This is a genomic window from Pseudomonas sp. AC355, from assembly GCF_979258205.1.
Genome location: NZ_OZ409843.1, coordinates 2,131,031 through 2,157,632, shown reverse-complemented (window position 1 = coordinate 2,157,632; position 26,602 = coordinate 2,131,031). Strand labels below are relative to the sequence as shown.

27 protein-coding genes, 1 tRNA gene and 2 pseudogenes are annotated in these 26,602 nt (G+C 59.3%); 23 read left to right on the top strand and 7 right to left on the bottom strand.

The annotated features are described in order from the left end of the window. Positions 1-14 precede the first annotated feature (14 nt). A pseudogene (locus ACZ0AI_RS10265) lies at positions 15-335 on the bottom strand (cold shock domain-containing protein membrane protein); the annotation flags it as partial. 262 nt (positions 336-597) lie between these two features. Further along, positions 598-1,068: a Dps family protein gene (locus ACZ0AI_RS10260; protein ID WP_463565655.1), complete on the bottom strand. Its 471-nt coding sequence runs from the start codon at positions 1,066-1,068 to the stop codon at positions 598-600. 307 nt (positions 1,069-1,375) lie between these two features. Here ACZ0AI_RS10260 and aspS point away from each other — a divergent pair, with 307 nt between their 5' ends. The 15 genes and pseudogenes from aspS (at position 1,376) to ACZ0AI_RS10185 (ending at position 13,513) form a co-directional block, all read left to right on the top strand. Continuing rightward, positions 1,376-3,151 carry an aspartate--tRNA ligase gene (gene aspS, locus ACZ0AI_RS10255; RefSeq protein ID WP_225833988.1) on the top strand — a complete coding sequence of 592 codons (1,776 nt, stop codon included), beginning with the start codon at positions 1,376-1,378 and terminating at the stop codon, positions 3,149-3,151. Positions 3,152-3,225: 74 nt separating this feature from the next. Continuing rightward, positions 3,226-3,975: a YebC/PmpR family DNA-binding transcriptional regulator gene (locus ACZ0AI_RS10250; protein ID WP_042551871.1), complete on the top strand. Its 750-nt coding sequence runs from the start codon at positions 3,226-3,228 to the stop codon at positions 3,973-3,975. 220 nt (positions 3,976-4,195) lie between these two features. After that, the gene (gene ruvC, locus ACZ0AI_RS10245; RefSeq protein WP_463565654.1) at positions 4,196-4,720 is read left to right on the top strand and encodes a crossover junction endodeoxyribonuclease RuvC; all 525 of its coding nucleotides are present in this window, start codon (positions 4,196-4,198) and stop codon (positions 4,718-4,720) included. Between the two features lie 107 nt (positions 4,721-4,827). After that, positions 4,828-5,433 carry a Holliday junction branch migration protein RuvA gene (ruvA, locus tag ACZ0AI_RS10240; protein ID WP_463565653.1) on the top strand — a complete coding sequence of 202 codons (606 nt, stop codon included), beginning with the start codon at positions 4,828-4,830 and terminating at the stop codon, positions 5,431-5,433. Beyond that, positions 5,434-6,495 carry a Holliday junction branch migration DNA helicase RuvB gene (ruvB, locus tag ACZ0AI_RS10235; protein WP_463565652.1) on the top strand — a complete coding sequence of 354 codons (1,062 nt, stop codon included), beginning with the start codon at positions 5,434-5,436 and terminating at the stop codon, positions 6,493-6,495. 50 nt (positions 6,496-6,545) lie between these two features. Then, positions 6,546-7,020: pseudogene (ybgC, locus tag ACZ0AI_RS10230) on the top strand (tol-pal system-associated acyl-CoA thioesterase). Then, positions 7,001-7,696 (top strand): protein TolQ, encoded by a 696-nt coding sequence (tolQ, locus tag ACZ0AI_RS10225; RefSeq protein WP_225833975.1) that lies wholly within the window; start codon positions 7,001-7,003, stop codon positions 7,694-7,696. The pseudogene ybgC and the gene tolQ overlap by 20 nt, the downstream one beginning before the upstream one ends. A 33-nt stretch (positions 7,697-7,729) precedes the next feature. After that, entirely contained in the window at positions 7,730-8,182 is a 453-nt protein-coding gene (gene tolR, locus ACZ0AI_RS10220) for a protein TolR (protein ID WP_463565651.1), read from the top strand. Then, entirely contained in the window at positions 8,182-9,192 is a 1,011-nt protein-coding gene (gene tolA, locus ACZ0AI_RS10215) for a cell envelope integrity protein TolA (RefSeq protein WP_463565650.1), read from the top strand. The genes tolR and tolA overlap by 1 nt, the downstream gene beginning before the upstream one ends. Further along, positions 9,189-10,487 (top strand): Tol-Pal system beta propeller repeat protein TolB, encoded by a 1,299-nt coding sequence (tolB, locus tag ACZ0AI_RS10210; protein ID WP_463565649.1) that lies wholly within the window; start codon positions 9,189-9,191, stop codon positions 10,485-10,487. Before tolA ends, tolB begins: the two co-directional genes overlap by 4 nt. Positions 10,488-10,545: 58 nt before the next feature. Then, complete coding sequence (gene pal / locus ACZ0AI_RS10205) at positions 10,546-11,043, top strand: peptidoglycan-associated lipoprotein Pal (protein WP_042553163.1); 498 nt, start codon at positions 10,546-10,548, stop codon at positions 11,041-11,043. Between the two features lie 6 nt (positions 11,044-11,049). Next, complete coding sequence (gene ybgF / locus ACZ0AI_RS10200; RefSeq protein ID WP_225833966.1) at positions 11,050-11,868, top strand: tol-pal system protein YbgF; 819 nt, start codon at positions 11,050-11,052, stop codon at positions 11,866-11,868. A gap of 185 nt (positions 11,869-12,053) precedes the next feature. Further along, on the top strand, positions 12,054-12,701 hold the full coding sequence (gene queE / locus ACZ0AI_RS10195; RefSeq protein WP_463565648.1) for a 7-carboxy-7-deazaguanine synthase QueE: 648 nt from the start codon (positions 12,054-12,056) through the stop codon (positions 12,699-12,701). Position 12,702: 1 nt separating this feature from the next. After that, entirely contained in the window at positions 12,703-13,377 is a 675-nt protein-coding gene (gene queC, locus ACZ0AI_RS10190) for a 7-cyano-7-deazaguanine synthase QueC (RefSeq protein WP_463565647.1), read from the top strand. A gap of 60 nt (positions 13,378-13,437) precedes the next feature. After that, positions 13,438-13,513, top strand: a tRNA-Lys gene (locus ACZ0AI_RS10185). A 127-nt stretch (positions 13,514-13,640) separates the two neighbouring features. Here the strand turns inward: ACZ0AI_RS10185 and ACZ0AI_RS10180 are convergent. Continuing rightward, positions 13,641-14,660 carry a branched-chain amino acid aminotransferase gene (locus ACZ0AI_RS10180; protein ID WP_463565646.1) on the bottom strand — a complete coding sequence of 340 codons (1,020 nt, stop codon included), beginning with the start codon at positions 14,658-14,660 and terminating at the stop codon, positions 13,641-13,643. 409 nt (positions 14,661-15,069) lie between these two features. Here ACZ0AI_RS10180 and nadA point away from each other — a divergent pair, with 409 nt between their 5' ends. Then, entirely contained in the window at positions 15,070-16,128 is a 1,059-nt protein-coding gene (gene nadA / locus ACZ0AI_RS10175; protein ID WP_463565645.1) for a quinolinate synthase NadA, read from the top strand. Between the two features lie 106 nt (positions 16,129-16,234). On the opposite strand, the gene ACZ0AI_RS10170 is transcribed toward nadA, so the two are convergent. Continuing rightward, positions 16,235-17,668, bottom strand: a complete 1,434-nt coding sequence (locus ACZ0AI_RS10170; protein WP_463565644.1) for a M48 family metallopeptidase — start codon at positions 17,666-17,668, stop codon at positions 16,235-16,237. Between the two features lie 109 nt (positions 17,669-17,777). Here ACZ0AI_RS10170 and ACZ0AI_RS10165 point away from each other — a divergent pair, with 109 nt between their 5' ends. Continuing rightward, positions 17,778-18,029 (top strand): sulfurtransferase TusA family protein, encoded by a 252-nt coding sequence (locus ACZ0AI_RS10165; protein ID WP_463565643.1) that lies wholly within the window; start codon positions 17,778-17,780, stop codon positions 18,027-18,029. A 59-nt stretch (positions 18,030-18,088) separates the two neighbouring features. Here ACZ0AI_RS10165 and ACZ0AI_RS10160 read toward each other — a convergent pair whose 3' ends face one another. Further along, positions 18,089-18,559, bottom strand: coding sequence for a peroxiredoxin (locus ACZ0AI_RS10160; protein ID WP_463565642.1), 471 nt, complete (start codon positions 18,557-18,559; stop codon positions 18,089-18,091). A gap of 10 nt (positions 18,560-18,569) precedes the next feature. Beyond that, positions 18,570-19,127, bottom strand: a complete 558-nt coding sequence (locus ACZ0AI_RS10155) for a glycine cleavage system transcriptional repressor (protein ID WP_463565641.1) — start codon at positions 19,125-19,127, stop codon at positions 18,570-18,572. Positions 19,128-19,353: 226 nt separating this feature from the next. Between ACZ0AI_RS10155 and dapA the strand changes: the two genes are divergently transcribed. The 3 genes from dapA to ACZ0AI_RS10140 all read left to right on the top strand — a co-directional run bounded on the left by dapA (position 19,354) and on the right by ACZ0AI_RS10140 (position 22,554). Further along, positions 19,354-20,232 carry a 4-hydroxy-tetrahydrodipicolinate synthase gene (gene dapA, locus ACZ0AI_RS10150; protein ID WP_463565640.1) on the top strand — a complete coding sequence of 293 codons (879 nt, stop codon included), beginning with the start codon at positions 19,354-19,356 and terminating at the stop codon, positions 20,230-20,232. Positions 20,233-20,249: 17 nt separating this feature from the next. Beyond that, the gene (bamC, locus tag ACZ0AI_RS10145) at positions 20,250-21,368 is read left to right on the top strand and encodes an outer membrane protein assembly factor BamC (protein WP_463569994.1); all 1,119 of its coding nucleotides are present in this window, start codon (positions 20,250-20,252) and stop codon (positions 21,366-21,368) included. Between the two features lie 319 nt (positions 21,369-21,687). After that, positions 21,688-22,554 carry a phosphoribosylaminoimidazolesuccinocarboxamide synthase gene (locus ACZ0AI_RS10140; protein ID WP_463565638.1) on the top strand — a complete coding sequence of 289 codons (867 nt, stop codon included), beginning with the start codon at positions 21,688-21,690 and terminating at the stop codon, positions 22,552-22,554. A gap of 481 nt (positions 22,555-23,035) precedes the next feature. Here the strand turns inward: ACZ0AI_RS10140 and ACZ0AI_RS10135 are convergent, their stop codons facing one another. Further along, positions 23,036-23,920: a LysR substrate-binding domain-containing protein gene (locus ACZ0AI_RS10135; protein WP_463565637.1), complete on the bottom strand. Its 885-nt coding sequence runs from the start codon at positions 23,918-23,920 to the stop codon at positions 23,036-23,038. Positions 23,921-24,030: 110 nt separating this feature from the next. On the opposite strand from ACZ0AI_RS10135, the gene phnD reads away from it, so the two are divergent. The 3 genes from phnD to phnE are packed head-to-tail and all read left to right on the top strand — an operon-like array spanning position 24,031 to position 26,508. After that, the gene (gene phnD / locus ACZ0AI_RS10130) at positions 24,031-24,897 is read left to right on the top strand and encodes a phosphonate ABC transporter substrate-binding protein (protein WP_463565636.1); all 867 of its coding nucleotides are present in this window, start codon (positions 24,031-24,033) and stop codon (positions 24,895-24,897) included. Next, complete coding sequence (gene phnC / locus ACZ0AI_RS10125; protein ID WP_179538345.1) at positions 24,894-25,688, top strand: phosphonate ABC transporter ATP-binding protein; 795 nt, start codon at positions 24,894-24,896, stop codon at positions 25,686-25,688. Before phnD ends, phnC begins: the two co-directional genes overlap by 4 nt. Before the next feature lies 1 nt (position 25,689). Continuing rightward, positions 25,690-26,508 carry a phosphonate ABC transporter, permease protein PhnE gene (phnE, locus tag ACZ0AI_RS10120; RefSeq protein ID WP_179538344.1) on the top strand — a complete coding sequence of 273 codons (819 nt, stop codon included), beginning with the start codon at positions 25,690-25,692 and terminating at the stop codon, positions 26,506-26,508. Positions 26,509-26,602: the final 94 nt, after the last annotated feature.

The window sequence follows — 26,602 nt, the reverse complement described above, 5'->3', positions numbered from 1 at the left end:
GTGGCCAGGTGCAGAGCAACGGCGATGGCGATGGTCAGCAAGCTGAACAATAGGGCGGGTTGTTCGGCGATCAAAGGCAGTGGGGCGAGCAGAATCAGCGCTTGCAGCAGCGTGCCTAGAATCAACAGGGCGCACACCAGATTTTGTAGCTGTTGGCGCAGGCTGTTGTGCCAGATGGGGAATTGAGTGGCCAGCAGTAGATTGAGAAAGCCAAAAAGAGCCAGGCACAGGGCGTCTGGATTCTGTAGGAACGGCTGGGCTTGATCACCCAGGCTAGGTGTAGTGGACAGCAGCAGGGCGGATAGCCCGACTAGAAGGTGGACGATTTTCAACATGTTCAACGCACTCACTTAATAAAGGAACACCAGGAAGAGCTGGCTCCACGCGATTTGCCGTGACGTAAGGGCGATGGAATAAACGAGAGGGCCAGCCTATGCGTCTTCCCAAGGCTGGGCTGACGGCACGGGGCGTATTTAACAGCAAAGGAAGGGGCTTCTCAAATCAGCGGCGCTGATAGCGTGCTGTTACTGCCGGGGAAATAGATGTGCAGGCATCAGAACGATGGCCGCCAGAGTGGTGACCATCGTCAGAGCCGAATCAGGAAGCCAGCAGGCTGCGCAGCATCCATGCGGTTTTTTCGTGAACCTGCATGCGTTGGGTCAGCAGGTCTGCGGTCGGCTCGTCACTGACTTTGTCCAGCAGCGGGAAGATGCCGCGGGCGGTACGCACGACCGCTTCCTGGCCCTGCACCAGCAGCTTGATCATTTCTTCGGCGTTGGGCACGCCTTCTTCTTCCTTGATCGACGACAGGCGAGCGTAAGCCGCATAGGTGCCTGGAGCCGGGAAGCCCAGTGCGCGAATGCGCTCGGCGATCTGATCGACGGCCAGTGCCAGTTCGGTGTACTGCCCTTCGAACATCAGGTGCAGGGTGTTGAACATTGGCCCGGTGACGTTCCAGTGAAAATTGTGGGTTTTCAGATACAGGGTGTAGGTGTCGGCCAGCAGACGCGACAGGCCTTCGGCGATGGATGCGCGATCCTGTTCGGCGATTCCGATGTTGATTTCCATGGATTTTTCTCCTGATTTGATGAGGGAGGGCGTGCTGCCCAGGCAATGGACAGAGCCTATCACGGTGGTTAAAGGACGCGATGTGCTTTGTATCAATGGCAGCCATTGCGCAAAACTATGTGTGGCAGTGTCAGTCACTTGCTCGGCTGCGCCGACCTGCTTAACCATATATAATCGGCTGCTTTGCTGCAGCGACAGACCGTCTGGCTTGTCCGCGCCAATCCACGCAATGCGTATTGCTGGATCGGACGAAAGACGCCGGCTCGCGGTTCAATGAATTTCAGACTCAAGAGAAGCGATTATCCCCATGATGCGCAGCCACTATTGCGGCCAGTTGAACGAAAGCCTGGAAGGCCAGGAAATCACCCTCTGCGGATGGGTTCACCGTCGCCGTGACCACGGTGGTGTGATCTTCCTCGATATCCGTGACCGCGAAGGCCTGGCTCAGGTGGTGTTCGACCCGGATCGCGCCGACACCTTCGCCAAGGCTGACCGTGTGCGCAGCGAATACGTGGTCAAGATCACCGGCAAGGTACGCCTGCGTCCGGCTGGTGCGGTCAACGCCAATATGGCCTCGGGCGCTATCGAAGTGCTCGGCTATGAGCTGGAAGTGCTGAACGAAGCGGAAACCCCGCCGTTCCCGCTCAACGAATACTCCGATGTCGGTGAAGAAACCCGCCTGCGCTATCGTTTCATCGACCTGCGTCGCCCGGAAATGGCCGAGAAGCTCAAGCTGCGCTCGCGCATCACCAGCAGCATCCGTCGCTACCTGGACGAGAACGGCTTCCTCGACGTGGAAACGCCGATCCTCACCCGCGCCACGCCGGAAGGCGCCCGCGACTATTTGGTGCCGAGCCGTACCCACGCTGGCAGCTTCTTCGCATTGCCGCAGTCGCCGCAGCTGTTCAAGCAGTTGCTGATGGTCGCCGGCTTCGACCGCTACTACCAGATCGCCAAGTGCTTCCGCGATGAAGACCTGCGTGCCGACCGCCAGCCGGAATTCACCCAGATCGACATCGAGACCAGCTTCCTCGACGAAGCCGACATCATGCATCTCACCGAGACCATGATCCGCAACCTGTTCAAGGAAGTGCTGGACGTCGAGTTCGCCGAGCTGCCGCACATGACCCTGGCCGAAGCCATGCGTCGTTTCGGTTCCGACAAGCCCGACCTGCGCATCCCGATGGAGCTGGTCGACGTTGCCGATCAGCTCAAAGATGTCGACTTCAAGGTCTTCTCCGGCCCGGCCAACGATCCGAAAGGCCGCGTTGCCGCGCTGCGCGTACCGGGCGGGGCGAGCATGCCGCGCAAGCAGATCGACGACTACACCAAGTTTGTCGGCAACTATGGCGCCCGTGGCCTGGCCTACATCAAGGTCAACGAGCGCGCCAAGGGCGTTGAAGGCTTGCAGTCGCCGATCGTCAAGAACATCGCCGAGCCGAACCTCAACACCATCCTCGATCGCGTCGGTGCGGTTGACGGTGACATCGTGTTCTTCGGCGCTGACCGCGCCAAAGTGGTCAACGATGCTCTGGGTGCGCTGCGCATCAAGCTCGGCCATGACCTGAACCTGCTGACTGCTGAGTGGGCGCCGTTGTGGGTTGTCGACTTCCCGATGTTCGAGGAGAACGACGATGGCAGCTTGACTGCCATGCACCACCCGTTCACTTCGCCGAAATGCTCGGCCGAAGAGCTGGAGGCCAACCCCGCCGCAGCGTTGTCCCGTGCCTATGACCTGGTGCTCAACGGTACCGAACTGGGTGGCGGTTCGATCCGTATCCACGACAAGGGTATGCAGCAGACCGTGTTCCGCGTGCTGGGCATCAGCGAAGACGAGCAGCAGGAGAAGTTCGGATTCCTGCTCGACGCCCTCAAGTACGGTGCACCGCCCCATGGTGGTCTGGCCTTCGGCCTCGATCGTCTGGTGATGCTGATGACCGGTGCCAGCTCGATTCGCGAAGTCATCGCCTTCCCGAAAACCCAGAGCGCTGCCTGCGTCATGACTCAGGCGCCGGGTGTGGTAGACGGCAAATCGCTGCGTGAGCTGCACATTCGCCTTCGCGAGCAACCCAAGGCGGAGTAAGCGCCAAACGGTATGCCGAGCCCAGGGAAACCTGGGCTCGTTCATTGTGAAATCTGAAAAAACTGGAGTGGAATATGGCCGGTCATTCCAAATGGGCCAACATCAAGCACCGCAAGGGGCGCCAGGACGCCAAGCGCGGCAAGATCTTCACCAAGCTCATTCGTGAGCTGACCGTCGCCGCCAAGCATGGCGGGCCCATCCCGGCGGACAACCCGCGCCTACGCCTGGCCGTCGACAAAGCGTTGACCAACAACATGTCCCGCGACGTGATCGACCGTGCCATCGCCCGCGGTGCCGGCAACAACGAAGCCGACAACGTCGTCGAGTTCAGCTACGAAGGTTATGCGCCGAGTGGTGTGGCGATCATCGTCGAAGTGATGACCGACAACCGCAACCGCACCGCTGCCGAAGTGCGCCACGCGTTCACCAAGTGTGGCGGCAACCTGGGCACCGATGGCTCGGTGGCTTACATGTTCGAACGCAGAGGGCAGATCGGCTTCGCTTCGGGTGTCGACGAAGATGCGCTGATGGAAGCTGCGCTGGAAGCCGGTGCCGATGACGTGGAGATGGGCGATGACGGCGCTGCGCTGGTCTCGACCAGTTTCACCGAGTTCCACGCGGTGAACGAAGCGCTGAACGCCGCCGGTTTCAAGGGTGAAGAGGCGGATATCGCCATGATCCCGTCGATCAGCGCGCCGATCACCGATCTGGAAACCGCGCAGAAGGTATTCAAGCTGATCGATATGCTCGAAGATCTGGACGACGTGCAGAACGTCTACCACAACGCCGAAGTCTCCGACGAGATCATGGAGCAGCTCGGCTGATTCCACGGCGTTGTTGAAAGCCGGAAGTCGCCATTGGCGCTTCCGGCTTTTTTATAGCCGGTCGCTTCCCGAGCCACTTTCATGGTGAAAAGCGGGCCTGTGGACGCTTATGACCGACAGGCTGTGGGTTCTGTGGATGACGGCGGGCTATCGGCGACCCTATACTCACGCCTGGATAAATAGACAGTGTGGCAGCCAATGCCACTGGTGGATGACAGGCATGACGCTGATTCTGGGGATCGATCCGGGTTCCCGCATTACCGGGTACGGTGTGATACGCGATACCGGGCGCACGTGTGAATACGTGGCGTCAGGCTGTATTCGGACAGGCAATGGGCCATTGCCGGAACGTTTGCAGATCGTCTTCCGCGGCGTCAGTGAGGTGATCCGTACCTTTGGTCCAGTGACCATGGGTATCGAGCAGGTATTCATGGCACGTAATGCCGATTCGGCACTCAAGCTCGGACAGGCTCGCGGTGCCGCGATCGTCGCTGCGATGGAAGCAAGCCTGGAAATCAGTGAGTACACTGCCACCCAGGTCAAGCAGGCCGTGGTCGGAACGGGTGCTGCCGATAAGCAGCAAGTGCAAATGATGGTGATGCACCTGCTCAAGCTGATGCAGAAGCCGCAAATCGACGCCTCGGACGCCCTAGGTATCGCCCTGTGTCACGCTCATCATCGGCAGAGTCTTATCCCTCATGGTCTGGCCAGCGCCAAGCGGCGCGGTGGGCGGCTTCGCTTGTAACCCGCGCATGATCTGCTGCGCGTCGGCGCTGCTGCGTCAAAAGCAAGCTTTAGCTCGCTAGATCATGAGCAGGCTCCAGGTTCTCTACTATTGAAAGGAATGCGTCGGTGATCGGACGTTTACGCGGCACCCTGGCGGAAAAGCAGCCGCCACATTTGATTCTGGATGTGAATGGTCTGGGCTATGAGCTGGAAGTCCCCATGACCACGTTGTACCGTTTGCCCTCGGTGGGTGAGCCGCTGACGCTGCACACCCATCTGGTGGTGCGCGAGGATGCGCATCTGCTTTATGGTTTTTTCGAGAAGCGCGAGCGCGAGCTATTCCGCGAGCTGATTCGTCTGAATGGCGTAGGCCCAAAGTTGGCGTTGGCGTTGATGTCGGGTTTGGAGGTCGATGAGTTGGTGCGTTGCGTGCAAGCTCAGGACACGGCCGTGCTGGTGAAGATTCCTGGCGTCGGTAAGAAAACCGCCGAGCGCCTGCTGGTCGAGCTCAAGGATCGCTTCAAAACATGGGAGACCGTACCTGGCATGGCAAGCCTGGTGGTTGAACCTCGTGTGGGTGGCGCAGTCACAAGCGCGGAGAATGACGCGGTCAGTGCGCTTATCTCCCTGGGCTACAAACCGCAGGAAGCCAGTCGCGCCGTTTCGGCGGTCAAAGAAGATGGGTTGAGTAGTGAAGACATGATTCGTCGCGCTCTGAAGGGAATGCTGTAGATGCTCGAGGCAGATAGGCTGGTTACGGCAGGTAGCCGCGACCGTGATCGCGACGAGCAGGTCGACCGCGCGATTCGACCGCTGTCGCTGGCCGAGTACATTGGGCAACCCGTCGTCCGCGAGCAGATGGAGCTGTTTATCCAGGCGGCCCGCGGTCGCAAGGAGCCGCTCGATCACACGCTGATCTTCGGCTCGCCAGGGTTGGGCAAGACCACCCTAGCGAACATCATCGCCCAGGAAATGAACGTTTCCATCAAGAGTACCTCGGGTCCCGTGCTTGAGCGTCCAGGTGATCTGGCTGCGCTGCTGACGAACCTTGAGCCCGGTGATGTGCTGTTCATTGACGAGATTCACCGTCTGTCGCCCATCGTCGAAGAAGTGCTATACCCGGCGATGGAGGATTTTCAGCTCGATATCATGATTGGGGAGGGGCCTGCCGCTCGTTCGATCAAGCTCGATTTGCCGCCTTTCACTCTGGTGGGGGCGACCACCCGAGCCGGGATGCTGACCAATCCGCTGCGTGACCGTTTCGGCATCGTGCAGCGTCTCGAGTTCTATAACACCGAAGACCTGGCGACCATCATCATGCGAGCCGCCGGCATTCTGGGCTTGCCGATTGAGGCCAAAGGGGCGTTCGAGATCGCGCGCCGGGCCCGCGGTACGCCGCGTATCGCCAACCGTTTGCTGCGCCGCGTGCGCGATTTTGCCGAAGTGCGCGGGCAGGGCGAGATCACCCAGCAGATAGCCGACCTGGCCTTGAACTTGTTGGATGTGGACGAACGGGGATTCGACCATCAGGATCGCCGCTTGCTGCTGACCATGATCGAGAAGTTCGATGGCGGCCCGGTTGGTGTCGATAGTCTGGCTGCGGCGATTAGCGAGGAGCGGCACACCATTGAGGATGTGTTGGAGCCCTACCTGATCCAGCAGGGTTACATCATGCGTACGCCGAGAGGACGAGTGGTGACCCGGCATGCTTACTTGCATTTTGGTCTGAATACGCCGAAACGCATGGATGAGCGGCCAGTGCTCGACCTGTTTACCGATGGAGAGGGTCAATGAAAAAAATACTTGTCGCGCCGATTGGCAAGACTCGGTGCGGGCACTAGAGTATGCGCGCGCAATACGCTGCTCAGCCGTTCGCCCATCGCTGTCGTGTTTACTACGAAGATACCGATGCCGGTGGCGTCGTTTATTACGTCAACTACCTCAAATTCATGGAGCGGGCTCGCACCGAGCGGCTGCGCGAACTGGGTTTCGCCCAGTCGACGCTAGCGGGTGAGGGCCTGTTGTTCGTCGTGCACTCCAGCGAGGCGCGCTATCACGCGCCGGCGCGGCTGGACGACGAATTGCTGGTGAGTGCTGAGGTAACTGAATTGAACCGTGCCAGCCTGCGCTTTCGTCAACAGGTGAGGCGGGTGATGGATAACGCGCTGCTCTGCGAGGGGCAGTTTCTGGTGGCCTGTGTGCGCGCCGATAATTTCAAACCCCGGGCCATGCCTCCGTCTCTGCGAACAGCCTTCGCCGAACAGGATGGTACCGGTACATCTACTGCAGGAGAGTAAGCGTGGAAGCCAACGCCGTTGACCACATGTCTATGTGGAGTCTTATCAGCAACGCCAGTCTGGTGGTGCAGTTGGTGATGTTGATCCTGGTGGCCGCATCGGTCACTTCTTGGGTCATGATTTTCCAGCGCAGTAGTTTGCTGCGTGGCGCCAAGCGTGCGCTGGACAACTTCGAGGAGCGCTTCTGGTCCGGTATCGACCTGTCCAAGCTTTATCGTCAGGCAGGCAGCAACCCGGATCCGGATTCCGGCCTGGAGCAGATCTTCCGTGCCGGTTTCAAGGAGTTCTCCCGCCTGCGTCAGCAGCCTGGTATGGATCCGGATGCGGTCATGGACGGCGTTGCCCGTTCCATGCGCGTCGCCATCTCTCGTGAGGAAGAGAAGCTCGAGCAGAGCCTGCCGTTCCTCGCCACCGTCGGTTCCACCAGTCCGTATATCGGTCTGTTCGGTACCGTATGGGGGATCATGAACTCTTTCCGCGGTCTGGCTCAGGTACAGCAGGCCACCCTGGCAACTGTCGCGCCCGGTATTGCTGAAGCACTGATCGCTACAGCTATCGGCCTGTTCGCTGCGATTCCTGCCGTTATTGCCTACAACCGTTTCGCTGCCCGCGGTGAGATGCTGATTTCTCGTTACTACACATTCGCCGACGAGTTCCAGGCGATCCTGCACCGTAAAGTGCATAGCAGTGAAGAATAAGCCTTAGGCATTCATAGATAGGTTTTCAGAGCCATGGCCAGAATTCGCAATAGACGCAAGCCCGTCGCCGAGATGAACGTGGTGCCTTACATCGATGTGATGTTGGTGCTACTGGTCATCTTCATGGTTACGGCGCCGATGCTCAATCAGGGGGTCAAGGTCGACCTCCCTCAGGTCAGCAGCGAAGTGCTGCCGCAGGACAACGACTCCCAGGTACTGACCATCTCCATCAAGTCCGACAAGTCCTACTACTGGAACATGGGTACGGAAGTCGACACCGATACCGTGCAGGATCGCGCTCTGACCCTGGATGAGATGACGCGTGCCGTCACTGCCATCATCACTCAGACCCGCAGCCAGGGTAAGCAGGTGCAGGTGTTCGTACGTGGTGACAAAGCCGTCGATTACGGTACGGTGATGTCCGCTATGGGTGGCTTGCAGCAGGCTGGCGTAGGTAACGTCGGTCTGATTACCGAGGCGCCCTAATGCGGCAGCGTGAACGCTCACCTTCGGAAAATCTGTTCTGGCCGGTGGTCTGGGCCGTAGGTTTGCACGTGCTGATGTTTGGCATGCTGTTCGTCAGTTTTGCCTTTGCCCCTGAACTGCCGCCAGCAAGACCGATCGTGCAGGCTACCCTTTACCAACTGAAGTCGCAGAGCCAGGCAACTACCCAGACCAACCAGAAGATTGCGGGCGAGGCCAAGAAAACCGCAGCACCGCAATTCGAGACTGAACAGCTCGAACAGAAAAAGGCCGAGCAGGAAAAGCAGGCCCAGGCCGAAGCGCAGAAACAGCAGGTCGCTAAAGCAGCGGAACAAAAGAAAGTCGAGGAAGCTCAAAAGGCCGATGCGGCGAAGAAGGCAGAGGCAGATGCCGCGACGAAAGCAGCCGAGCAGAAGAAGCTGGCTGATGTCGCCAAGGTAAAAGCCGCGCTTGAGGCCGACAAGAAAAAGGCCGCTGAAGCGGAAGCGAAGAAAAAAGCCGCGGAGGATGCCAAGAAAAAGGCCGCCGAAGAGGCCAAGAAGAAAGCAGCAGCCGATGCAGCGAAAAAGAAAGCTGCCGAGGATGCCAAGAAAAAAGCCAATGCCCAGGCAGCTGAGCGCAAGGCGGTTGAGGACAAGAAAGCAGCGGCTTTGGCCGAGCTGCTGTCCGATGACACCGAGCGGCAGCAGGCGCTCGCCGAGACTCAGGGTGATCAGGTTGCAGGTAGCCTCGATGATCTGATCGTCAAGCTGGTAAGCGAGCAGTGGCGGCGGCCGCCGTCGGCGCGCAATGGTATGAGTGTTGAAGTGCTGATCGAGATGTTGCCCGATGGCACCATCACTAATGCCAGTGTCAGTCGCTCCAGTGGTGACTCACCGTTCGACAGTTCAGCAGTACAGGCAGTGCGCAACGTGGGGCGTATTGCAGAAATGCAGCAACTTGATCGTGCCACGTTCGATCGGCTTTACCGGCAGCGTCGTGCCGTCTTCAAACCGGAGGATTTAGGTCTGTGAATACCCTGATGCGAATCGTTGTACTGGGGCTGGCCATGCTGGTCGGTAGCGTGCAGGCGGCTGATCCCCTGGTGATCAGCACCGGCACCGATCGAGCCACGCCGATTGCCGTGGTGCCGTTCGGCTGGCAGGGCGGCAATGTGCTGCCCGAAGACATCGCCACTATCGTTGGCAATGATCTGCGCAACTCCGGTGTGTTCGAGCCGATTCCACGGCAGAACATGATCAGCCTGCCGACTCAAGGCAGCGAAGTCATCTATCGTGACTGGAAAGCGCTGGGCGCCCAATACGTGCTGGTTGGCAACATCGTGCCTAACGGTGCGCGTTTGCAGATTCAGTTCGCTCTGTTCAACGTAGCCACCGAACAGCAGGTACTGACCGGCAACGTTGGCGGCAGTGCCGATCAACTTCGCGACATGGCTCACCATATCGCCGATCAGTCGTTCGAGAAGCTCACCGGCGTCAAGGGCGCGTTCTCCACTCGCATGCTGTACGTCACTGCAGAGCGCTTCGGAGTAAACAACACCCGTTACACTCTGCAGCGTTCGGACTATGACGGTGCTCGCGCAGTTACCCTCCTGCAGTCCCGTGAGCCGATCCTGTCGCCGTCGTTCGCGTCCGATGGCAAGCGTATCGCCTACGTTTCCTTCGAACAGAAACGTCCGCGCATATTCGTGCAGCACATTGATACCGGTCGTCGCGAGCAGGTCACCAACTTCGAAGGCCTCAACGGCGCTCCGGCTTGGTCGCCTGATGGCAGTAAGCTGGCGTTCACGCTGTCGAAAGACGGCAACCCGGAAGTCTATGTCATGGATATAGCTTCCAAGAACCTGCGCCGCGTTACCAACCACTACGCCATCGATACCGAGCCCTTCTGGGGCAAGGACGGTCAGACGATCTATTTCACCTCTGACCGCTCGGGCAAGCCACAGATTTATAAGACCAACATCAATTCTGGTGCGGTCGAACGAGTGACCTTCGTCGGCAACTACAATGCCAACCCTAAATTGTCTGCCGACGAGAAGACCCTGGTAATGATTCATCGCCAGGATGGTTACACCGTGTTCAAGGTAGCTGCACAGGATCTTGAGCGTGGCAATCTGCGCATTCTTTCAGATACAAGTTTGGATGAGTCGCCTACTGTTGCGCCCAATGGAACGATGATAATCTACGCTACCCGCCAGCAGGGGCGGGGAGTCCTGATGTTAGCGTCCGTTAACGGTCGCGTTAGGCTCCCTCTACCTACCGCTCAAGGCGAAGTTCGAGAGCCATCCTGGTCCCCCTTCCTGAACTGATGCGCGGTGCTTCACCTGTTTGTATGCTTAACACACTGGGGTTCATTAGGAGTTACACATGGAAATGCTGAAATTTGGCAAATTTGCTGCGCTGAGCCTGGCTCTGGCAGTGGCTGTTGGTTGTTCCTCCAAAGGCGGTGATACCGCTGGCGAAGGCGCTGTAGACCCGAACGCTGGCTACGGTGCAAACACCGGCGCTGTCGACGGCAGCCTGAGTGAAGAAGCCGCTCTGCGCGCTATCACCACTTTCTACTTCGAATACGACAGCTCTGACCTGAAGCCGGAAGCCATGCGCGCTCTGGACGTTCATGCCAAGGATCTGAAAGGCAATGGCGCTCGCGTCGTCCTGGAAGGCCACGCTGACGAGCGCGGTACCCGCGAATACAACATGGCTCTGGGCGAGCGTCGCGCCAAGGCCGTTCAGCGTTACCTGGTACTGCAGGGCGTTTCCCCTGCTCAGCTGGAACTGGTTTCCTACGGTGAAGAGCGTCCTGTTGCTACCGGCAACGACGAGCAATCCTGGGCTCAGAACCGTCGCGTCGAACTGCGTAAGTAATTCGATATGCGAATGTGCCGACGTGTAGTAACCGTTATGGCGCTGAGCCTGCCGCTTGCGGCTTGGGCTCAGATTCCCGTACAGGATGGCAGTACCGGTAACGGTGGTGCCAGTCCGAATGCCGGTTACGGCACGTCTGGCGCCTACGCTGGGGGTGGGGTGGAAACCCCATCTTCGGCGCAGGGCATGCTATTCAATCAGCTCCAGCAGATGCAGCAGGAAATCGCGCAACTGCGTGGCATGCTTGAAGAGCAGCAGAACGATATTCAGCGTTTGAAGCAAGAAGGCCTGGAGCGATACCAGGATCTTGATAAGCGTCTGAGCAGTGGTGCCGCAGCTGGTGCTGCAGCCACACAGAATTCTCCAGCCGCAGGTGCCAGCAATGGCACCGGTGGTTCCTCCGCTGGTGACGCAGGGCAAGCGCAGGCCTCCGGCGAGCCGGCAGACCCGGCGAAGGAAAAGCTGTTTTACGATGCAGCTTTTGACCTGATCAAGGCCAAGGATTTCGACAAGGCCAGCCAAGCCTTCGCAGCGTTCCTGCGTCGTTATCCGAACAGCCAGTATGCGGGCAATGCCCAGTACTGGCTGGGTGAAGTTAACCTCGCCAAGGGTGATCTGCAGGGTGCCGGCCAGGCCTTCGCCAAAGTCAGCCAGGCCTATCCGCAGCACTCCAAAGTGCCGGATTCGCTGTTCAAGTTGGCCGATGTGGAAATTCGCCTAGGCAACAATGACAAGGCCAAGGGCATTTTGCAGCAGGTCATCGCCCAGTATCCGGGCACTTCGGCTGCCCAGCTGGCTCAGCGTGATCTGCAGCGCATCCAGTAAGCCTCGGCTTTGAACGAAGCCCGCGCCTGTCGCGGGTTTTTTGTTGCCTGCAAGCGGGGAGTTGGCCGGCAGGTCGTCGCCAGCGATGTCAAAAATGGCTACCGCCCATTTTTTTCGTTTAGAATCGCCGTCCTTTTTCGCAACGGAGGCGGATGGCCTGTTTCGCCGTCACGCCCGTGGCCCCTATGAAAGATACCCTGCGCATTACCGAGATCTTTTTCTCGTTGCAGGGGGAAACGCGTACTGCCGGCTTGCCGACGGTATTCGTGCGCCTGACCGGCTGCCCCCTGCGCTGTCAATACTGCGATACCGCCTACGCCTTCAGTGGCGGGGAAATCCTCTCGCTGGACGCCATTCTCGAGCAGGTGGCGAGCTACCGTCCGCGCTATGTGTGCGTTACCGGTGGCGAACCGCTGGCGCAGCCCAACTGCATTCCCTTGCTCCAGCGTCTGTGTGACGTCGGTTACGACGTGTCTCTGGAAACCAGTGGCGCGCTGGACGTTTCCGCTGTCGATACTCGGGTCAGCAAGGTCATTGACCTGAAAACCCCAGGTTCGGCCGAGGTGGCCCGCAACCGCTACGAGAACATCGAGTATCTGCAGCCGCGGGATCAGGTCAAGTTCGTGATCTGTTCGCGGGAGGATTATGACTGGTCGGTGAGCAAGATCATCCAGTACGGTCTGGCCGAACGCGCCGGCGAGTTGCTGTTTTCGCCGAGCCACCAGCAGGTGAGTGGGCGCGAGCTGGCTGAATGGGTGATTGCCGACAATCTGCCGGTGCGCATGCAACTGCAGTTGCACAAGATTCTTTGGAACGACGAGCCGGGGCACTGACATGAGTGAAAAGAAAGCAGTCATCCTACTGTCCGGTGGCCTCGATTCCGCGACGGTGGTGGCGATGGCCAGGGAGCAGGGTTACAGCTGCTATAGCATGAGCTTCGACTATGGGCAGCGACATCGTTCCGAGTTGCAGGCGGCCGAGCGTGTCGCGCAGCAATTGGGCGTGGTCGAGCACAAGGTGATCGGCATGGATCTCGGCGGTATCGGTGGCTCGGCGCTGACCGATGCCAGTATCGATGTACCGCAGTCCCCCACGACTGGAATTCCAGTGACCTATGTACCGGCGCGCAACACTGTTTTTCTAGCCTTGGCTTTGGGGTGGGCCGAGGTAATGGAGGCTCAGGACATCTTTATCGGGGTTAACGCGGTGGATTATTCCGGGTATCCGGATTGCCGGCCGCAATTCGTCGAGGCATTCGAGCGCGTTGCGAACCTCGCAACCAAGATGGGAGTGGAGGGGCGACGCATCTCTATTCGGGCTCCGTTACAGATGATGAGCAAGGCTGAAATCGTCCAGACGGGCTCGCGTTTAGGTGTCGATTACGCGTTGACCGTCTCTTGCTACCTGGCCGATGGCGACGGGCGTGCATGTGGAAAATGTGATAGCTGCCGTTTGCGCTCAGCCGGCTTTGCCACCGCCGGCATACTCGATCCAACGCGTTATCAATAGATTATTTTCTGCTGGGTGTTGAATTTCTGATTTAAATCAGTATTATAGCGCCCGCAGCACGGGTCGTTAGCTCAGTTGGTAGAGCAGTTGGCTTTTAACCAATTGGTCGTAGGTTCGAATCCCACACGACCCACCATTTAAAGTCTTCCTTGCGAAGACGCAATAAAAAGCCCGGATCTTGGAAAAGATCCGGGCTTTTTATTGCGTGTAATATTTGCGGCTAAAGCCCGCTGACGGCTCGTGAAAGCCGTTAGCGGCTTGCATCACACTTTAACGATCCAGCCTTGCGGCGCTTCGACATCGCCGGACTGCACGCCGGTCAGCTCGCTGTACAGGCGGCTGATGATCGGGCCGACCTCTTTCTCGCTGTAGAAGACGTGGAGCTTGCCCTCGTACTCGATACCGCCAATCGGGGTGATCACCGCCGCAGTGCCGCAGGCGCCGGCTTCCTTGAAATCGCTCAGGCGATCGATGAACACGTCGCCTTCGATAACTTTCAGGCCCAGGCGGCTTTGTGCCAGTTCAATCAGCGACAGGCGGGTGATGCCTGGCAGCACTGATGGTGATTTCGGGGTGACGAATTCATCGTTGTGGGTGATGGCGAAGAAGTTAGCCGAGCCCACTTCCTCGATCTTGGTGTGGGTCTGCGGATCGAGGTAGATGCAGTCGGCGAAGTTGTTCTTCTTGGCTTGTGAGCCCGGCATCAGGCTGGCTGCATAGTTGCCACCGACCTTGGCAGCGCCAGTGCCTTGTGGCGCGGCGCGGTCATAGCTGGAGATCACGAAGTTGTTCGGTTTCATGCCGCCCTTGAAGTAAGGGCCTACCGGGATGCAGAACACCGAGAAGATGAACTCGGGCGCGGTGCGCACGCCAATGTTGTCGCCAACGCCGATCACGAACGGGCGCAGATACAGCGCGCCGCCGGAACCGTACGGTGGGATGAAGCGCTCGTTGGCGCGTACCACCTGCTTGCAGGCCTCGATGAATTGCTCGCTGGAAGGTGCCGGCATCAGCAGGCGGGCGCAGCTGCGCTGCATGCGCAGGGCGTTCTGATCCGGGCGGAACAGGTTGATCGAGCCGTCCTTGCAGCGGTAGGCCTTGAGGCCTTCGAAGCACTGCTGACCATAGTGCAGGGCCGTGGAGCCCTCGCTGATGTGCAGCACGTTGTCTTCAGTCAGGTTGCCCTGATCCCACTCGCCGTCGCGCCAGTGCGACAGGTAGCGCTGGTCGGTCTTGATGTAGTCGAAACCCAGCTTGTCCCATTCGATGCTTTCGTAAGCCATGACATCCTCAATTGCTGAACGACCACTGCGGGGCACGCGCGCAGTCGATGTTTTCCAGAGTAGTGATAACGATGATCCATACAGAGTTCGCATCCGGCCTCTGCGGTACTGAATCTGGTCGGCCATGTATGGCCGTCTTGCCTGGCCGCTAGCTGTCGCTCGCCCAGGCAGCCGTGTCCTGATGCTGATGATGCGGCGGATTATCGTGGCGATCAACCTGTGGATCGACGCGAGGTCGTCCGTGTGATTGAAAATCGCCCGGCAATGCACTTAACATGCGCGCCCGCGCAAGGTTTGCAGCCCGCTGCTGTCTAACCTGCGACACCCCTCTGCGTGTTCCGACCAGCCTGACGGGTCTGGCGGTATACTCAGCGTTCCGTGCTCATAGACCTCGATAGGGCTTGACGACATGACGCAGATTGCCGAACGACTTCTTGTCCAAGCTCATCTCGATGCCAAACAGCCAGAGACGCTGACGGCGGAGCAGGAAGCGTTCTACCGTGATGAAATTGGCAAAGAACTGAAGCGCCAGAATGCCGTTCTGGTCGCCCACTATTACTGTGATCCGGTGCTGCAGGCGCTTGCCGAAGAAACGGGTGGCTGCGTGTCCGACTCGCTGGAGATGGCCCGCTTCGGCAATCAGCACTCGGCGCAGACCGTACTAGTCGGCGGCGTCAAGTTCATGGGCGAGACGGCGAAAATCCTCAACCCTGAAAAACGTGTGCTGATGCCGACGCTGGAGGCTACCTGTTCGCTTGATCTGGGTTGCCCGGTCGATGAGTTCGCCGCGTTCTGCGATCAGCATCCGCAACGCACCGTGGTCGTCTACGCCAATACCTCGGCGGCGGTGAAGGCGCGTGCCGACTGGGTGGTGACGTCCAGCTGTGCCGTCGAGATCGTCGAGCACCTGATGGATAACGGCGAGAGCATCATCTGGGCGCCTGATCAGCACCTTGGGCGTTTCATCCAGAACAAGACCGGTGCCGACATGCTGCTCTGGGACGGTGCCTGCATCGTCCATGAAGAGTTCAAGGCCCGTCAGCTGGAAGAAATGAAGGCTCTGTATCCGGACGCGGCAGTACTGGTTCATCCAGAGTCACCGACCGCGGTGATCGACCTGGCCGATGCCGTGGGCTCGACCAGCCAGTTGATCGCCGCTGCGCAGCGGATGCCGAACAAGACCTTCATCGTTGCCACCGACCGCGGCATCTTCTACAAGATGCAGCAGCTGTGTCCCGACAAGGAGTTCGTTGCGGCGCCGACAGCCGGCAATGGCGCCGCCTGCCGCAGTTGCGCCAGTTGCCCCTGGATGGCGATGAACACTCTGCAGCGCACCTTGCAGTGCCTGCGCGAGGGCAGTAACGAAGTGTTCGTCGATCCGGCGCTGATCCCCCGGGCGATCAAACCGCTCCAGCGTATGCTGGACTTTACCCAGGCGGCACGCCTGAAACTCGCAGGAAACGCCTGACAGCGGCTTTGAGCGGCAAGCCACAAGCGTCAAGTAAGGCGCTTGTGGCTTACGCCGATGTGCAATCTCCCCGAATTCGCCGGCGCTGCAACTTGAGGCGGCGTGATCAGCGCAGCATTTCTTCCGTCATGCGCTTTTCTTCGATCAGCTCTTTCTGGCGGGCGTCGATGCGTGAGGCCAGCTGGAAGTTGTTGCTGGCGCGGCGCTTGGCGAAGTCGAGCTGTTCGATGGCCTGGTTGAAATCCCCTACCAGCGCGAAGAACTCGGCCCGGGCCTGATGCAGGCCGATGGTGTTGCCGCTAAGGCCGCGAACTTCCGCCACCTGATACCAGACGTCCGGATCTTTCACGCGGCGCTTGAGCAGATCATTGAGTGCTTGCTCCGCCTCGGGGATTTTGCGTTGTTTGAGCAGCAAGTCGATACGCGCTTGGTTCAGCGGGTAATTGCCGGGGTACAGGTCGAGTAATCGCTTGATGCGTTGCTCGGCCGCTGGGAGGCTGTTGGCTGCCGAGTCGAGGCTGATCTGCGCCAGGTTGTAGGTGACGTCGTCTGGGGCTTTTTGCAGCAAGGGCGCTAGCGTATCGCGTGCTTCATCGAACTGGCTGCCCTTGATCAGGGCGATGGTCAGGCCGTAGCGGGCGGCGTCCATGTTGGGGTTTTCATCGAGCTGGGCACGGAAGCGCTTGGCAGCGATGCCCGGCGTTTCTTCATAGGTCAGTTGTACGCGTGCACGCATCAGCTGGTAGCGCAGGCTGTCCTCGGTGCCTCCAGTCTGGTACTGCTCGGCGCGGTTGCGGGTATCGGCGATACGCGATTCGGAAACCGGGTGAGTCAGCAGGAATTCGGGTGGCATGCGGTCGTAGCGGTACTGACGCATCAGGCGCTCGAACATGCTCGGCATCGAGCGTGGGTCGTAGCCGGCCTTTTCCAGGTTGACCAGGCCGATACGGTCAGCCTCCTGCTCGTTCTGCCGGGAAAATCGGCGTTGTTCCTGAATCGCCGCTGCCTGGGTCGACGCGATGGCGGCGATACCGGCATCGCCGGCACCTGCTGCGGCTGCGACGATACCGGCGAGCATCGCTGCCATGACCGGCAACTGCATGCGCTGCTGGGCTTCCAGGCCGCGGGCGAAGTGGCGCTGCGACAAGTGAGCGAGTTCGTGAGCGAGTACCGAGGCGTATTCACCTTCGGTCTGCGCATAGAGGAACAGCCCGCCGTTGACGCCGATGATCCCGCCTGGCGCGGCGAAAGCGTTGATCTGTGGGCTGTTGAGCAGGACGAATTCGAGGCGCCGATCCTGTACCTGGCTGGTTTCCGCCAGACGGTAGACGCTGCTTTCAACGAAGTCCTTTAACTGAGGGTCCGACAGCTGGCTGACCTGGCCGCGAACGATGCTCAGCCAGGCGCGGCCTAGTTGATATTCCTGTTGCGGAGAAACCATGGCAGAGCTCGCGTCGCCGAGTGATGGCAGGTCGTTGGCCATCGTTGGTTGTGCCAGCAAGCAGGCGAGCGTCAGCAGGGTAGGGCGCAGAACATTCATGCATGGAGCTCTTGTTGGATCAGTGCCGTACTGTAGCCGGGAGGCACTTGCCTGACCAGCGTTGGCGGGCCTTGGGTTATGCTGTCGGCCTGGAAAAACGGAGGGCGTTATGGGGGATGGTGCGGTGTGGCAGGGCGAGCATCAGGCCGAGCTGGATGCGTGTGGCTTGAATTGTCCGCTGCCTTTGCTCAAGGCCAAGATGGCCCTCAACGGCCTGGCCAGCGGTGACGTGCTCAAGGTGCTGGCCACGGATGCCGGGTCGCAGCGCGATTTTCGGGCATTCGCGCGGCTGGCTGGCCATGAGCTGCTGCATGAGGAGGCCGAGGGCGAGGTGTTCCGTTACTGGCTGCGCAAGGCGTGATGCCGGGCTGAATGTTCTGCAATGAAAAATGCCGCTCGAGAGCGGCATTTTCATATGTATCAGGCTTTGTTGAGGGCTTCGGCCGCGGCCAGTACTTCGTCGACATGGCCGGGTACCTTGACACCTCGCCATTCCTGGCGAAGCACGCCGCTCTTGTCGATCAGGAAAGTGCTGCGGTCGATGCCCAGGTATTCCTTGCCGTAGAGCTTCTTCAGCTTGATCACGTCGAACAGTTGGCAGACGCTTTCGTCCTTGTCCGAAATCAGCTCGAAGGGGAAGCCCTGCTTGGCCTTGAAATTTTCGTGAGTCTTCAGGCTGTCGCGCGATACGCCGATGACCACCGTGTTGGCCGCAGTGAAGGCCGCGTGGCCATCCCGAAAGCCCTGACCCTGTGTGGTACAGCCCGGGGTGTTGTCCTTCGGATAGAAGTAGATCACCAACTGCTTGCCCTTGTAGGCGGCCAGGTTGAACTCGCCGCCGGTGGCGGTGGCGCTGAAATCTGCAACCGGGGAGTCGATAGCGACAGTCATGAAGCGCTCCTTATGGATTCTGGGGACGCCAGGGTTCGATTAGTGCGTCGAGGTTCAGTGCATCGGCGAAGTCGAGGAACTGATCGCGCAGCCAGCTGATCTGGGTGCCGGCGGGGAGGGTGACGGTCAACTGGGCGTTGAGCATGGTGCCGCCGGTCTGCGGAGCCTGGTAGGTGTCGCAGGTCAGGGCCTCCAACTCGACCTGGTGGTCGATGAAGAACTGGCACAGTTCATTGAGGATGTCCGGGCGGTACACCGAGCTGATGTAGGCCACGTAGGGCAGTGCCTGAGGACGCACCTCCGAGGCGGCGCTGCGGATCACGTTGGCGGTGAACTCATGCTTCTTGGAAAGTGCCGGCAGGCCCGTCTCCAGGCGTGCCAGCGCATCCCAGTTGCCCGATACTTGCAGCACCAGTGCGCTGTAGTCTCCATGACGGCTCAGGCGCGTGCTGACGACCGCGCAGCGGTTTTCATGGCTGGCTCGGCACAGTACGTTGGTCAGCTCCATGGCGTTGGTGCCGAGAGCACTGATGACGAGGAATTGTTCGCGAACTGGGGGGGTGGACATGCAGCCTTCCTAAACGTTGAGCGCTCGGCGCTATAGACAGTGCCAAACAAACACGCAGGGTAGCGAAAAGCGCCCGCCAGGGGAATGACCAGATACCGCTATCGCCAACCGCATTATTGCACTCAATGCCAGAAGTCACGGCCGCTCACACCGCCTGCTACTTCGCTTGTGCAAGGCTGGTAGCGCCAGTACCATTACGGCTCTCTTTTTCGGCAGGAGCGGTTGCATGATTGCGGGCAGTATGGTGGCACTGGTCACGCCCATGGATGCACAGGGTAATCTCGATTGGGACGCCTTGAGCAAACTGGTGGATTTCCACCTGCAAGAGGGCACCAATGCCATCGTGGCAGTCGGCACCACCGGTGAGTCGGCGACACTCGATGTCAATGAGCACATCGAAGTGATCCGCCGCGTGGTCGGTCAGGTCGGCGGGCGCATTCCGGTAATCGCCGGTACGGGTGCCAACTCCACTCGCGAAGCGGTCGAACTGACCCAGAACGCCAAGAGCGCTGGCGCCGATGCCTGCCTGCTGGTCACGCCGTACTACAACAAGCCGACTCAGGAAGGCCTGTACCTGCACTTCCGCCATATCGCCGAAGCCGTGGCCATTCCGCAGATTCTCTACAACGTGCCGGGCCGTACCGCCTGCGACATGCTGCCGGAAACCGTCGAGCGGCTGTCGAAGGTCGATAACATCATCGGCATCAAGGAAGCCACCGGCGACCTGCAGCGTGCCCGTGACATTCTTGACCGGGTCAGCGCGGATTTCCTGCTCTACTCCGGCGACGACGCCACAGCGGTCGAGCTGATCCTGCTGGGCGGCAAGGGCAACATCTCCGTGACGGCCAACGTGGCTCCGCGGGCGATGAGCGACATGTGCTCGGCTGCCATGCGCGGTGAAGCGGCGATCGCGCGGGCGATCAATGATCGGTTGATGCCCCTGCACAAGAACCTGTTCATCGAAGCCAACCCGATTCCGGTGAAATGGGCGCTGAACGAAATGGGCATGATGGCCGACGGCATTCGCTTGCCGCTGACCTGGCTGAGCCCCCGTTGTCACGAACCGCTGCGTCAGGCCCTGCGCCAGTCCGGTGTATTGGTCTAATCGAGGAATTACGACGCATGAAGCGACTGGCCGGACTTTCCGCACTTGCTCTGATCATCACCAGCACCAGTGGCTGTGGCTGGGTCTGGGGCGAAAATGGCTACTTCCGTGATCGCGGTAGCGATTACCTGACCGCACGGCAGACTGCGCCGATGCAACTGCCGGCCGATGTCGAGGCCAAGCGCCTCGATCCACTGCTGCCCGTGCCCAATCAAATCCGCAACAGTGACGTGCAGGGCGAGTACGACGTACCGCGTCCGCAAGCACTCGCTGTCAGCGAGAACGTCAGCGAGTTCAGCCTGCAGAACAGCGGTGACTCCAGCTGGCTGGTCGCTCAGCGTGTTCCAGCTGAAGTCTGGCCGGGTGCCCGTCAATTCTTCGAGGATGGCGGTTTCCGTATCGTCGACGAGCGCCCGCAGACCGGTGAATTCAGCACCGATTGGAAGCGTTTCGACGCGCTGTCCAGCAGCATGCAGAGTCGTTTGAGCGGCCGCGTTGCCGGTCTCGATAACAACGCTGAAACCCGTGTGCACGTGCGCCTCGAGCCGGGTGTGCAGCGCAATACCAGCGAGATCTTCGTGGTGACTGCGCAGCGCCCCGCGGGCAGCACCACCGAAGTGCCGTTCACCGAGCGCAGCGTCAACAAGACCCTCGACGCCGCACTGCTTGATGAACTGCAGACCAGCCTGACGCGCAGCGTCGAGCAGGGCGGTTCGGTATCGCTGCTGGCCGGTCGTGACTACGACGCACCAAACCGTGTGAGCTTGTCCGCTGACGGTAACGGCAACCCCATACTGAACCTGAATACCGACTTCGACCGCGCCTGGTCCGGCGTTGGCCGCTCGCTGCGCATGGCTGAACTGCGTGTCGACGACATCAACCGTACCCTGGGTGTTTACTACGTCAACCTGGCCGAAGGCCCGCAGCGTGCCAACGAGAAGCCTGGCTTCTTCAGCCGCCTGTTTGGTGGCTCGGACAGCAAGGACGAAATCGAGGCCCGCGCCGAGCGCTATCAGGTTCGCTTGACCGCCGTTGGCGACACCGTGCAGGTAACGGTCGAGAAAGACCTCAATACCGTTGCGCCTGCTGATGTGGCACGTCGTGTACTTGGCATGATTCAGGAAAACCTCGGCTAAGTAACCTTGGGCGAGTGGTTGGCGATAGGCGAAACCTCCAGGGGTTTCGCCTTTTGTTTTCACAGGCAGGCCAACTGGGGCCTCTAAAAACGTAGGCGAGGCAGTCAGCGCAAGGCATAAATAGGCGAAAAAGCGGAGTTTACGAGTGGTAAATGAGCAATTTGATTGGACTCGCACACGAGCCTGTTTTTAACGCAGCGATGACAACGCAGGTAGTTTTTAGAGATGCCCTCCGGTGCTGTTGTTACTTACCCGGCCGTCGGTCGTCACCTTTGACGAAGAGCGGCGCGACTTTCACGCGACAAGGCGGAATCTCGATATGACCACACCTTCCCTGAGCCTGAAAAAGATCTATTCGGGCAAAGTCCGCGATCTCTACGAGATTGATGACAAACGCATGCTGATGGTCGCGACCGATCGCCTGTCGGCCTTCGACGTGATCCTCGAACAGCCGATTCCGGACAAGGGCAAGATTCTCACCGCCATCTCCAACTTCTGGTTCGACAAGCTGGCCCACGTGGTGCCCAATCACTTCACCGGTGATCGCGTCGAAGACGTGGTGCCGGCTGCCGAGCTGCCGCTGGTCGAGGGCCGTGCCGTGGTCGCCAAGCGACTCAAGCCGGTTGCCGTGGAAGCCATCGTGCGCGGTTACATCGTCGGTTCTGGCTGGAAGGAATATCAGAAGAGCGGCACCGTGTGCGGTATCCAGCTGCCCGCCGGCCTGAAGGAAGCCGCCAAGCTGCCGCAGCCGATCTTCACCCCGTCGACCAAAGCCGCCGTGGGCGACCATGACGAGAATATCTCCTTCGCCCAGTGCGAAGCGATCATCGGCGCCGAACTGGCCGCCAAAGTGCGCGACACCTCCATCGCCCTGTACGTGGCCGCGGTGGAGTACGCGGCCACCCGCGGCATCATCATCGCCGACACCAAGTTCGAATTCGGCCTGGATGAAAACGGCACCCTGACCTTGATGGACGAAGTGCTGACTCCAGACTCCAGCCGCTTCTGGCCAGCCGACAGCTACGCCGAAGGCACCAACCCGCCGAGCTTCGACAAACAGTTCGTGCGCAACTGGCTGGAATCCACCGGCTGGAACAAGGAGCCGCCAGCCCCTGCCGTGCCAGCCGATGTCGCGCAGAAGACCGCCGATAAATACCGCGAGGCGCTGACTCGGTTGACTGCCTGATTCTCTTCGTCGGGGATCAGAAAACGCCGCCGACCCAGTAATGGGCGGCGGCGTTTTGGTTTATAAGAAGGGGCGTTTTTGAAGTTTGCTAGACAACCTGAATGCGCGATACCAAGATGATTGCCATCAAAAACTAGCAGTGGAGAGGGCTCTTCATGGTCTGGAAAGGCACACTGCGTTCAATGCAGGCAGCATCCCGTCGAGCTGAGCTTAGGCAACGCGAACTCGAAAAGCGCTGTCGAGACTATGCAAAGATGAGGGCGTTGAGCAGGCAGCGTATGAAGTCGAAGTCTACGACAATCACATTGACCTTCTGCTTACCGTTCACCAGTAGAGTGCCGAACGTATTGATTAGCAGGCTTGTGCTATACGAGCCGAGCCAATATGCCCAGTGATGCACCGGTCAACAAATTGGCTGGCGAAGCTAAGTTTGATGAATTGCCCGCCTGTAACCACCGCCGAAGCGTACCTACTGGCGCCGCTAAAGCAAATCGTTGGGGCGCCTGAGGCGGGCCTGATCTGCACAGGCCAGGAATGTCTCGATTACTTGACTGCGGCGCTCGGCTAAGCAATACAGATATGTCTCGGTGTGCACTGGGTCGCCTTCCAGGCGTATAGCCTTGAGGTTGGGGCCTGGGATGTACTCGGCTTCTGACACTACGCCCAATCCAATACCTCGCGCCACCGCCTCGCGCAGTGCCTCACGGCTGCCAATTTCCATGATCATGCGCGGCGTCACTTCGCGCTCGGCCAGCGCCTGCTCAAACGCCAGGCGAGTGGTCGAACCTTGCTCGCGTCGTAACATTGGCTGGCCCTGCAGCTCTTCTATTCGCACCGTGTCGTGCTGAGCCAAGGGATGTTCATGATGGGCGAATACGATGATGCGATGACGGGCATACAACGTCGAGTGGAAAGCTGGATCCTCATGCAGGCCAGCCAATACCCCGATATCCGTCACGTAGTTCTCCAGGTCAGCTAACACCGACGCTGAGTTACCCACGCGAATAGACAACTCGACCTGGGGGTAATCTCGACGATAGGCATCGACCATCTCGATAACGTGAAACGGCCCAACTGCACCCAGACGCAGTTGCCCTCTGACCAACGCACCTGAGTCTCGTAATAGCCCGTGTGCTTCCGCTTCAAGAGCCATCAGTTGCTGCGCGATTGGCAGTAGCTGCCGGCCAACCGTCGACAGTTCGGCACGGCGACCACGGCGGTGAAACAGTTCGAGATTATGCAGCCTTTCTAAAGCCAGTATCTGCGTCGTTACGGTCGGCTGGCTGAGTCCGAGTGATCGTGCACCCGCGCTAAAACTGCCCTGGCGTGCCACTGCCAGGAAGGCACGTAGCTTACTGTTCGACAACTATAGATTCCTTCAATAGTTTTGCGAGAAAACCAATATTGAATCGATGGCATGACGGTCACATTACAAAACTAGGGTAGGCGGCATTCCAACCACAACTCGGATATGCCATGAAAACTCTCCGCAAGCTGTTTTGCGCTGTCAGTGTGTCGTTGCCGCTGTTAGTCAGTAGTGAAGTGTTTGCCGAAACGGCATTGAGGATCGGCCTCATCCCCTCCGAAGACTCGCAGTCGATGATCGAGAGCAGCCAGCAGGTGCTTGATCAACTGCAGGCCAAGCTGGGTATGCCGGTCAAACCATTCGTGGCGACCGATTACAACGGTGTGATCGAGGCTTTGCGCTCGAAGAAACTCGACGTCGCTTATCTGGGGCCGTTCTCTTACGTGCTCGCGAGCAAGGTAGCCGATGTTGAGGCTTTCGCCGTTGCAGTGACGAAGAAAACTGGGAAGAGCGCGTATCGCAGTGTTGTCGTGACGCGCTCTGGCAGCGACATCCAATCGCTGGCAGATCTAAAAGGCCATACGTTCGCCTTCGTCGATCCAAGCTCTGCCTCTGGTCATCTCTTCCCCAAAGCAGGTATCGAGCAGGCCGGTTATCAGCCAGATGAACTGTTTTCACGGGTGATTTTCTCGGGCTCACACGATGCCAGCATCCTGGCGGTGGCCAATCGAAAGGTGGATGCGGCGGCTGTGGCCGACCGTATTCTTGCCACCGCCACGGCGCAGGGCCAGGTCAAACAGGACGAATTGCGCGTCGTATGGAGCTCTTCAGATATCCCCGAGTCGCCGATGGTCTGGCGCAAGGATCTGGATCCGGCGCTGAAGCAGAAGCTGGCTGCAGCACTCGCCGAGGTCAAGGACATTCCCTGGGGGGATCAGGGCATGCTCAACGGCTTTCAACCGACCAGTGACAGCGCCTACGACGTGGTTCGCGACACCGCCAAGGCGCTCGATCTCGACCTGAGCAAAATGAAATGATCAGCGTCCACCAGCTTACCAAGCGCTATGGGGACAACCCCGTACTGCGGGGCATCGATCTGCAGATCGGCGCTGGCGAGTTCGTCGTGGTGCTCGGCCAGTCTGGCGCGGGCAAGTCCACGCTGCTGCGCTGCATGAACCGCTTGGCTCATGCAGATGGCGGCACGCTCCAGGTCGCCGGAATCGATGCCATGCAAGCGCGTGATGAGCGTGCCCTACGCCGCCAGGTGGCGATGATTTTCCAGCACCACAATGTGGTACCTCGCCTCTCGGTGTTGAAGAACGTGCTTACTGGGCGCCTGGGATCGCTGTCGACACTGGCCTCGGTTTTGCAGCTTTTCAGCCGAGCCGATGTGGAGTTGGCGCACCAGTGTTTGCGCCGGGTAGAGCTGATGCACAAGGCTGAAGCCCGCACTGACTCTCTTTCCGGCGGGCAAATGCAACGGGTCGGTATCGCGCGCGCGCTGGCTCAGCAGCCCAAGGTTATCCTCGCCGACGAGCCTGTTGCGAGCCTTGATCCGAAGACTGCGCGCCTGGTCATGCAATACCTGCGTGATGCCAGTCGGGATCTGGGAATTACCGTGGTTTGCAACCTGCATCAGGTGGACTTCGCTCGCGAGTTTGGCGATCGCATCATCGGTCTGGCACATGGTCGTCTGGTTTACGACGGCGACGCGGATGGTCTCGACCAGCCTACGCTGCATCGCATCTATCCCGGCGCGAACGAAGACAACCCGGTCGACGCCGAATGCTCTTCGCAGCTGCGTTACAGCACTGGTCTGGGAGGCTGACATGCGCACCCAAAATTACCGCTGGATGGTAAAAACTCCAGACAGCCTGCGCGGTTGGGCTTCAACTGCCTCACTGGTATTGATACTGGTGGTCGTATTGCACTGGAGTGCAAATGGCGCTCAGCTCAGTTGGGGCGAATTGGCGTCAGGCCTTCCGCAAATCGGCGATTTTCTCTCGCGTTCGGTGCCGCCAAATCTGGATATCTTGCCCAAGTTGATCGCACCGGCCTTAGAAACCTTGCAGATCGCAATCTGGGGCACGCTGCTGGGGATCCTCTTTGCTGTACCTCTGGCCTTTCTCGCTGCTCGCAATCTGCAGAGCAACTGGTGGCTGTACCAAGGCACCCGGCAAGCGCTCAACATCATTCGCAGTATCAACGAGCTGATCCTCGCTCTGGTCTTCGTGTCCGCTGTGGGCTTGGGGCCATTTCCCGGTGTTTTGGCGCTGGCAGTACATGGCGTAGGCATGCTCGGTAAGTTCTTCGCTGAAAGCATCGAAGAGATAGACCAGGGGCCCCTTGAGGCACTTCGCGCCACCGGTGCTCGGCCTCTGCAAGTGATCGTGTTTGGTGTGCTACCGCAAGTCATCACGGCCTGGATTGCCGTGATCCTCTACCGCTTCGAGGTCAACCTGCGCTCGGCAACCGTGCTCGGCATGGTCGGTGCGGGCGGTCTCGGCTTCGAATTGGTCAGTAGCATCAAACTGTTCAAATATCAGGAAACGGCCACCTGCATCATCGTGATCACGCTGATGGTGATTGCCGCCGACATGATTTCGAATCGACTGCGCGCCTCGATTCAACAAAACGGTAGGCACTGAGCAGCCTTCCGGCAGCTACTCCACAAGGCTGTGTTAACCAGCGCGGTCTCTCCAGGCAACTACACACAACCTAATCGAGCGGAGCATCGCAGCG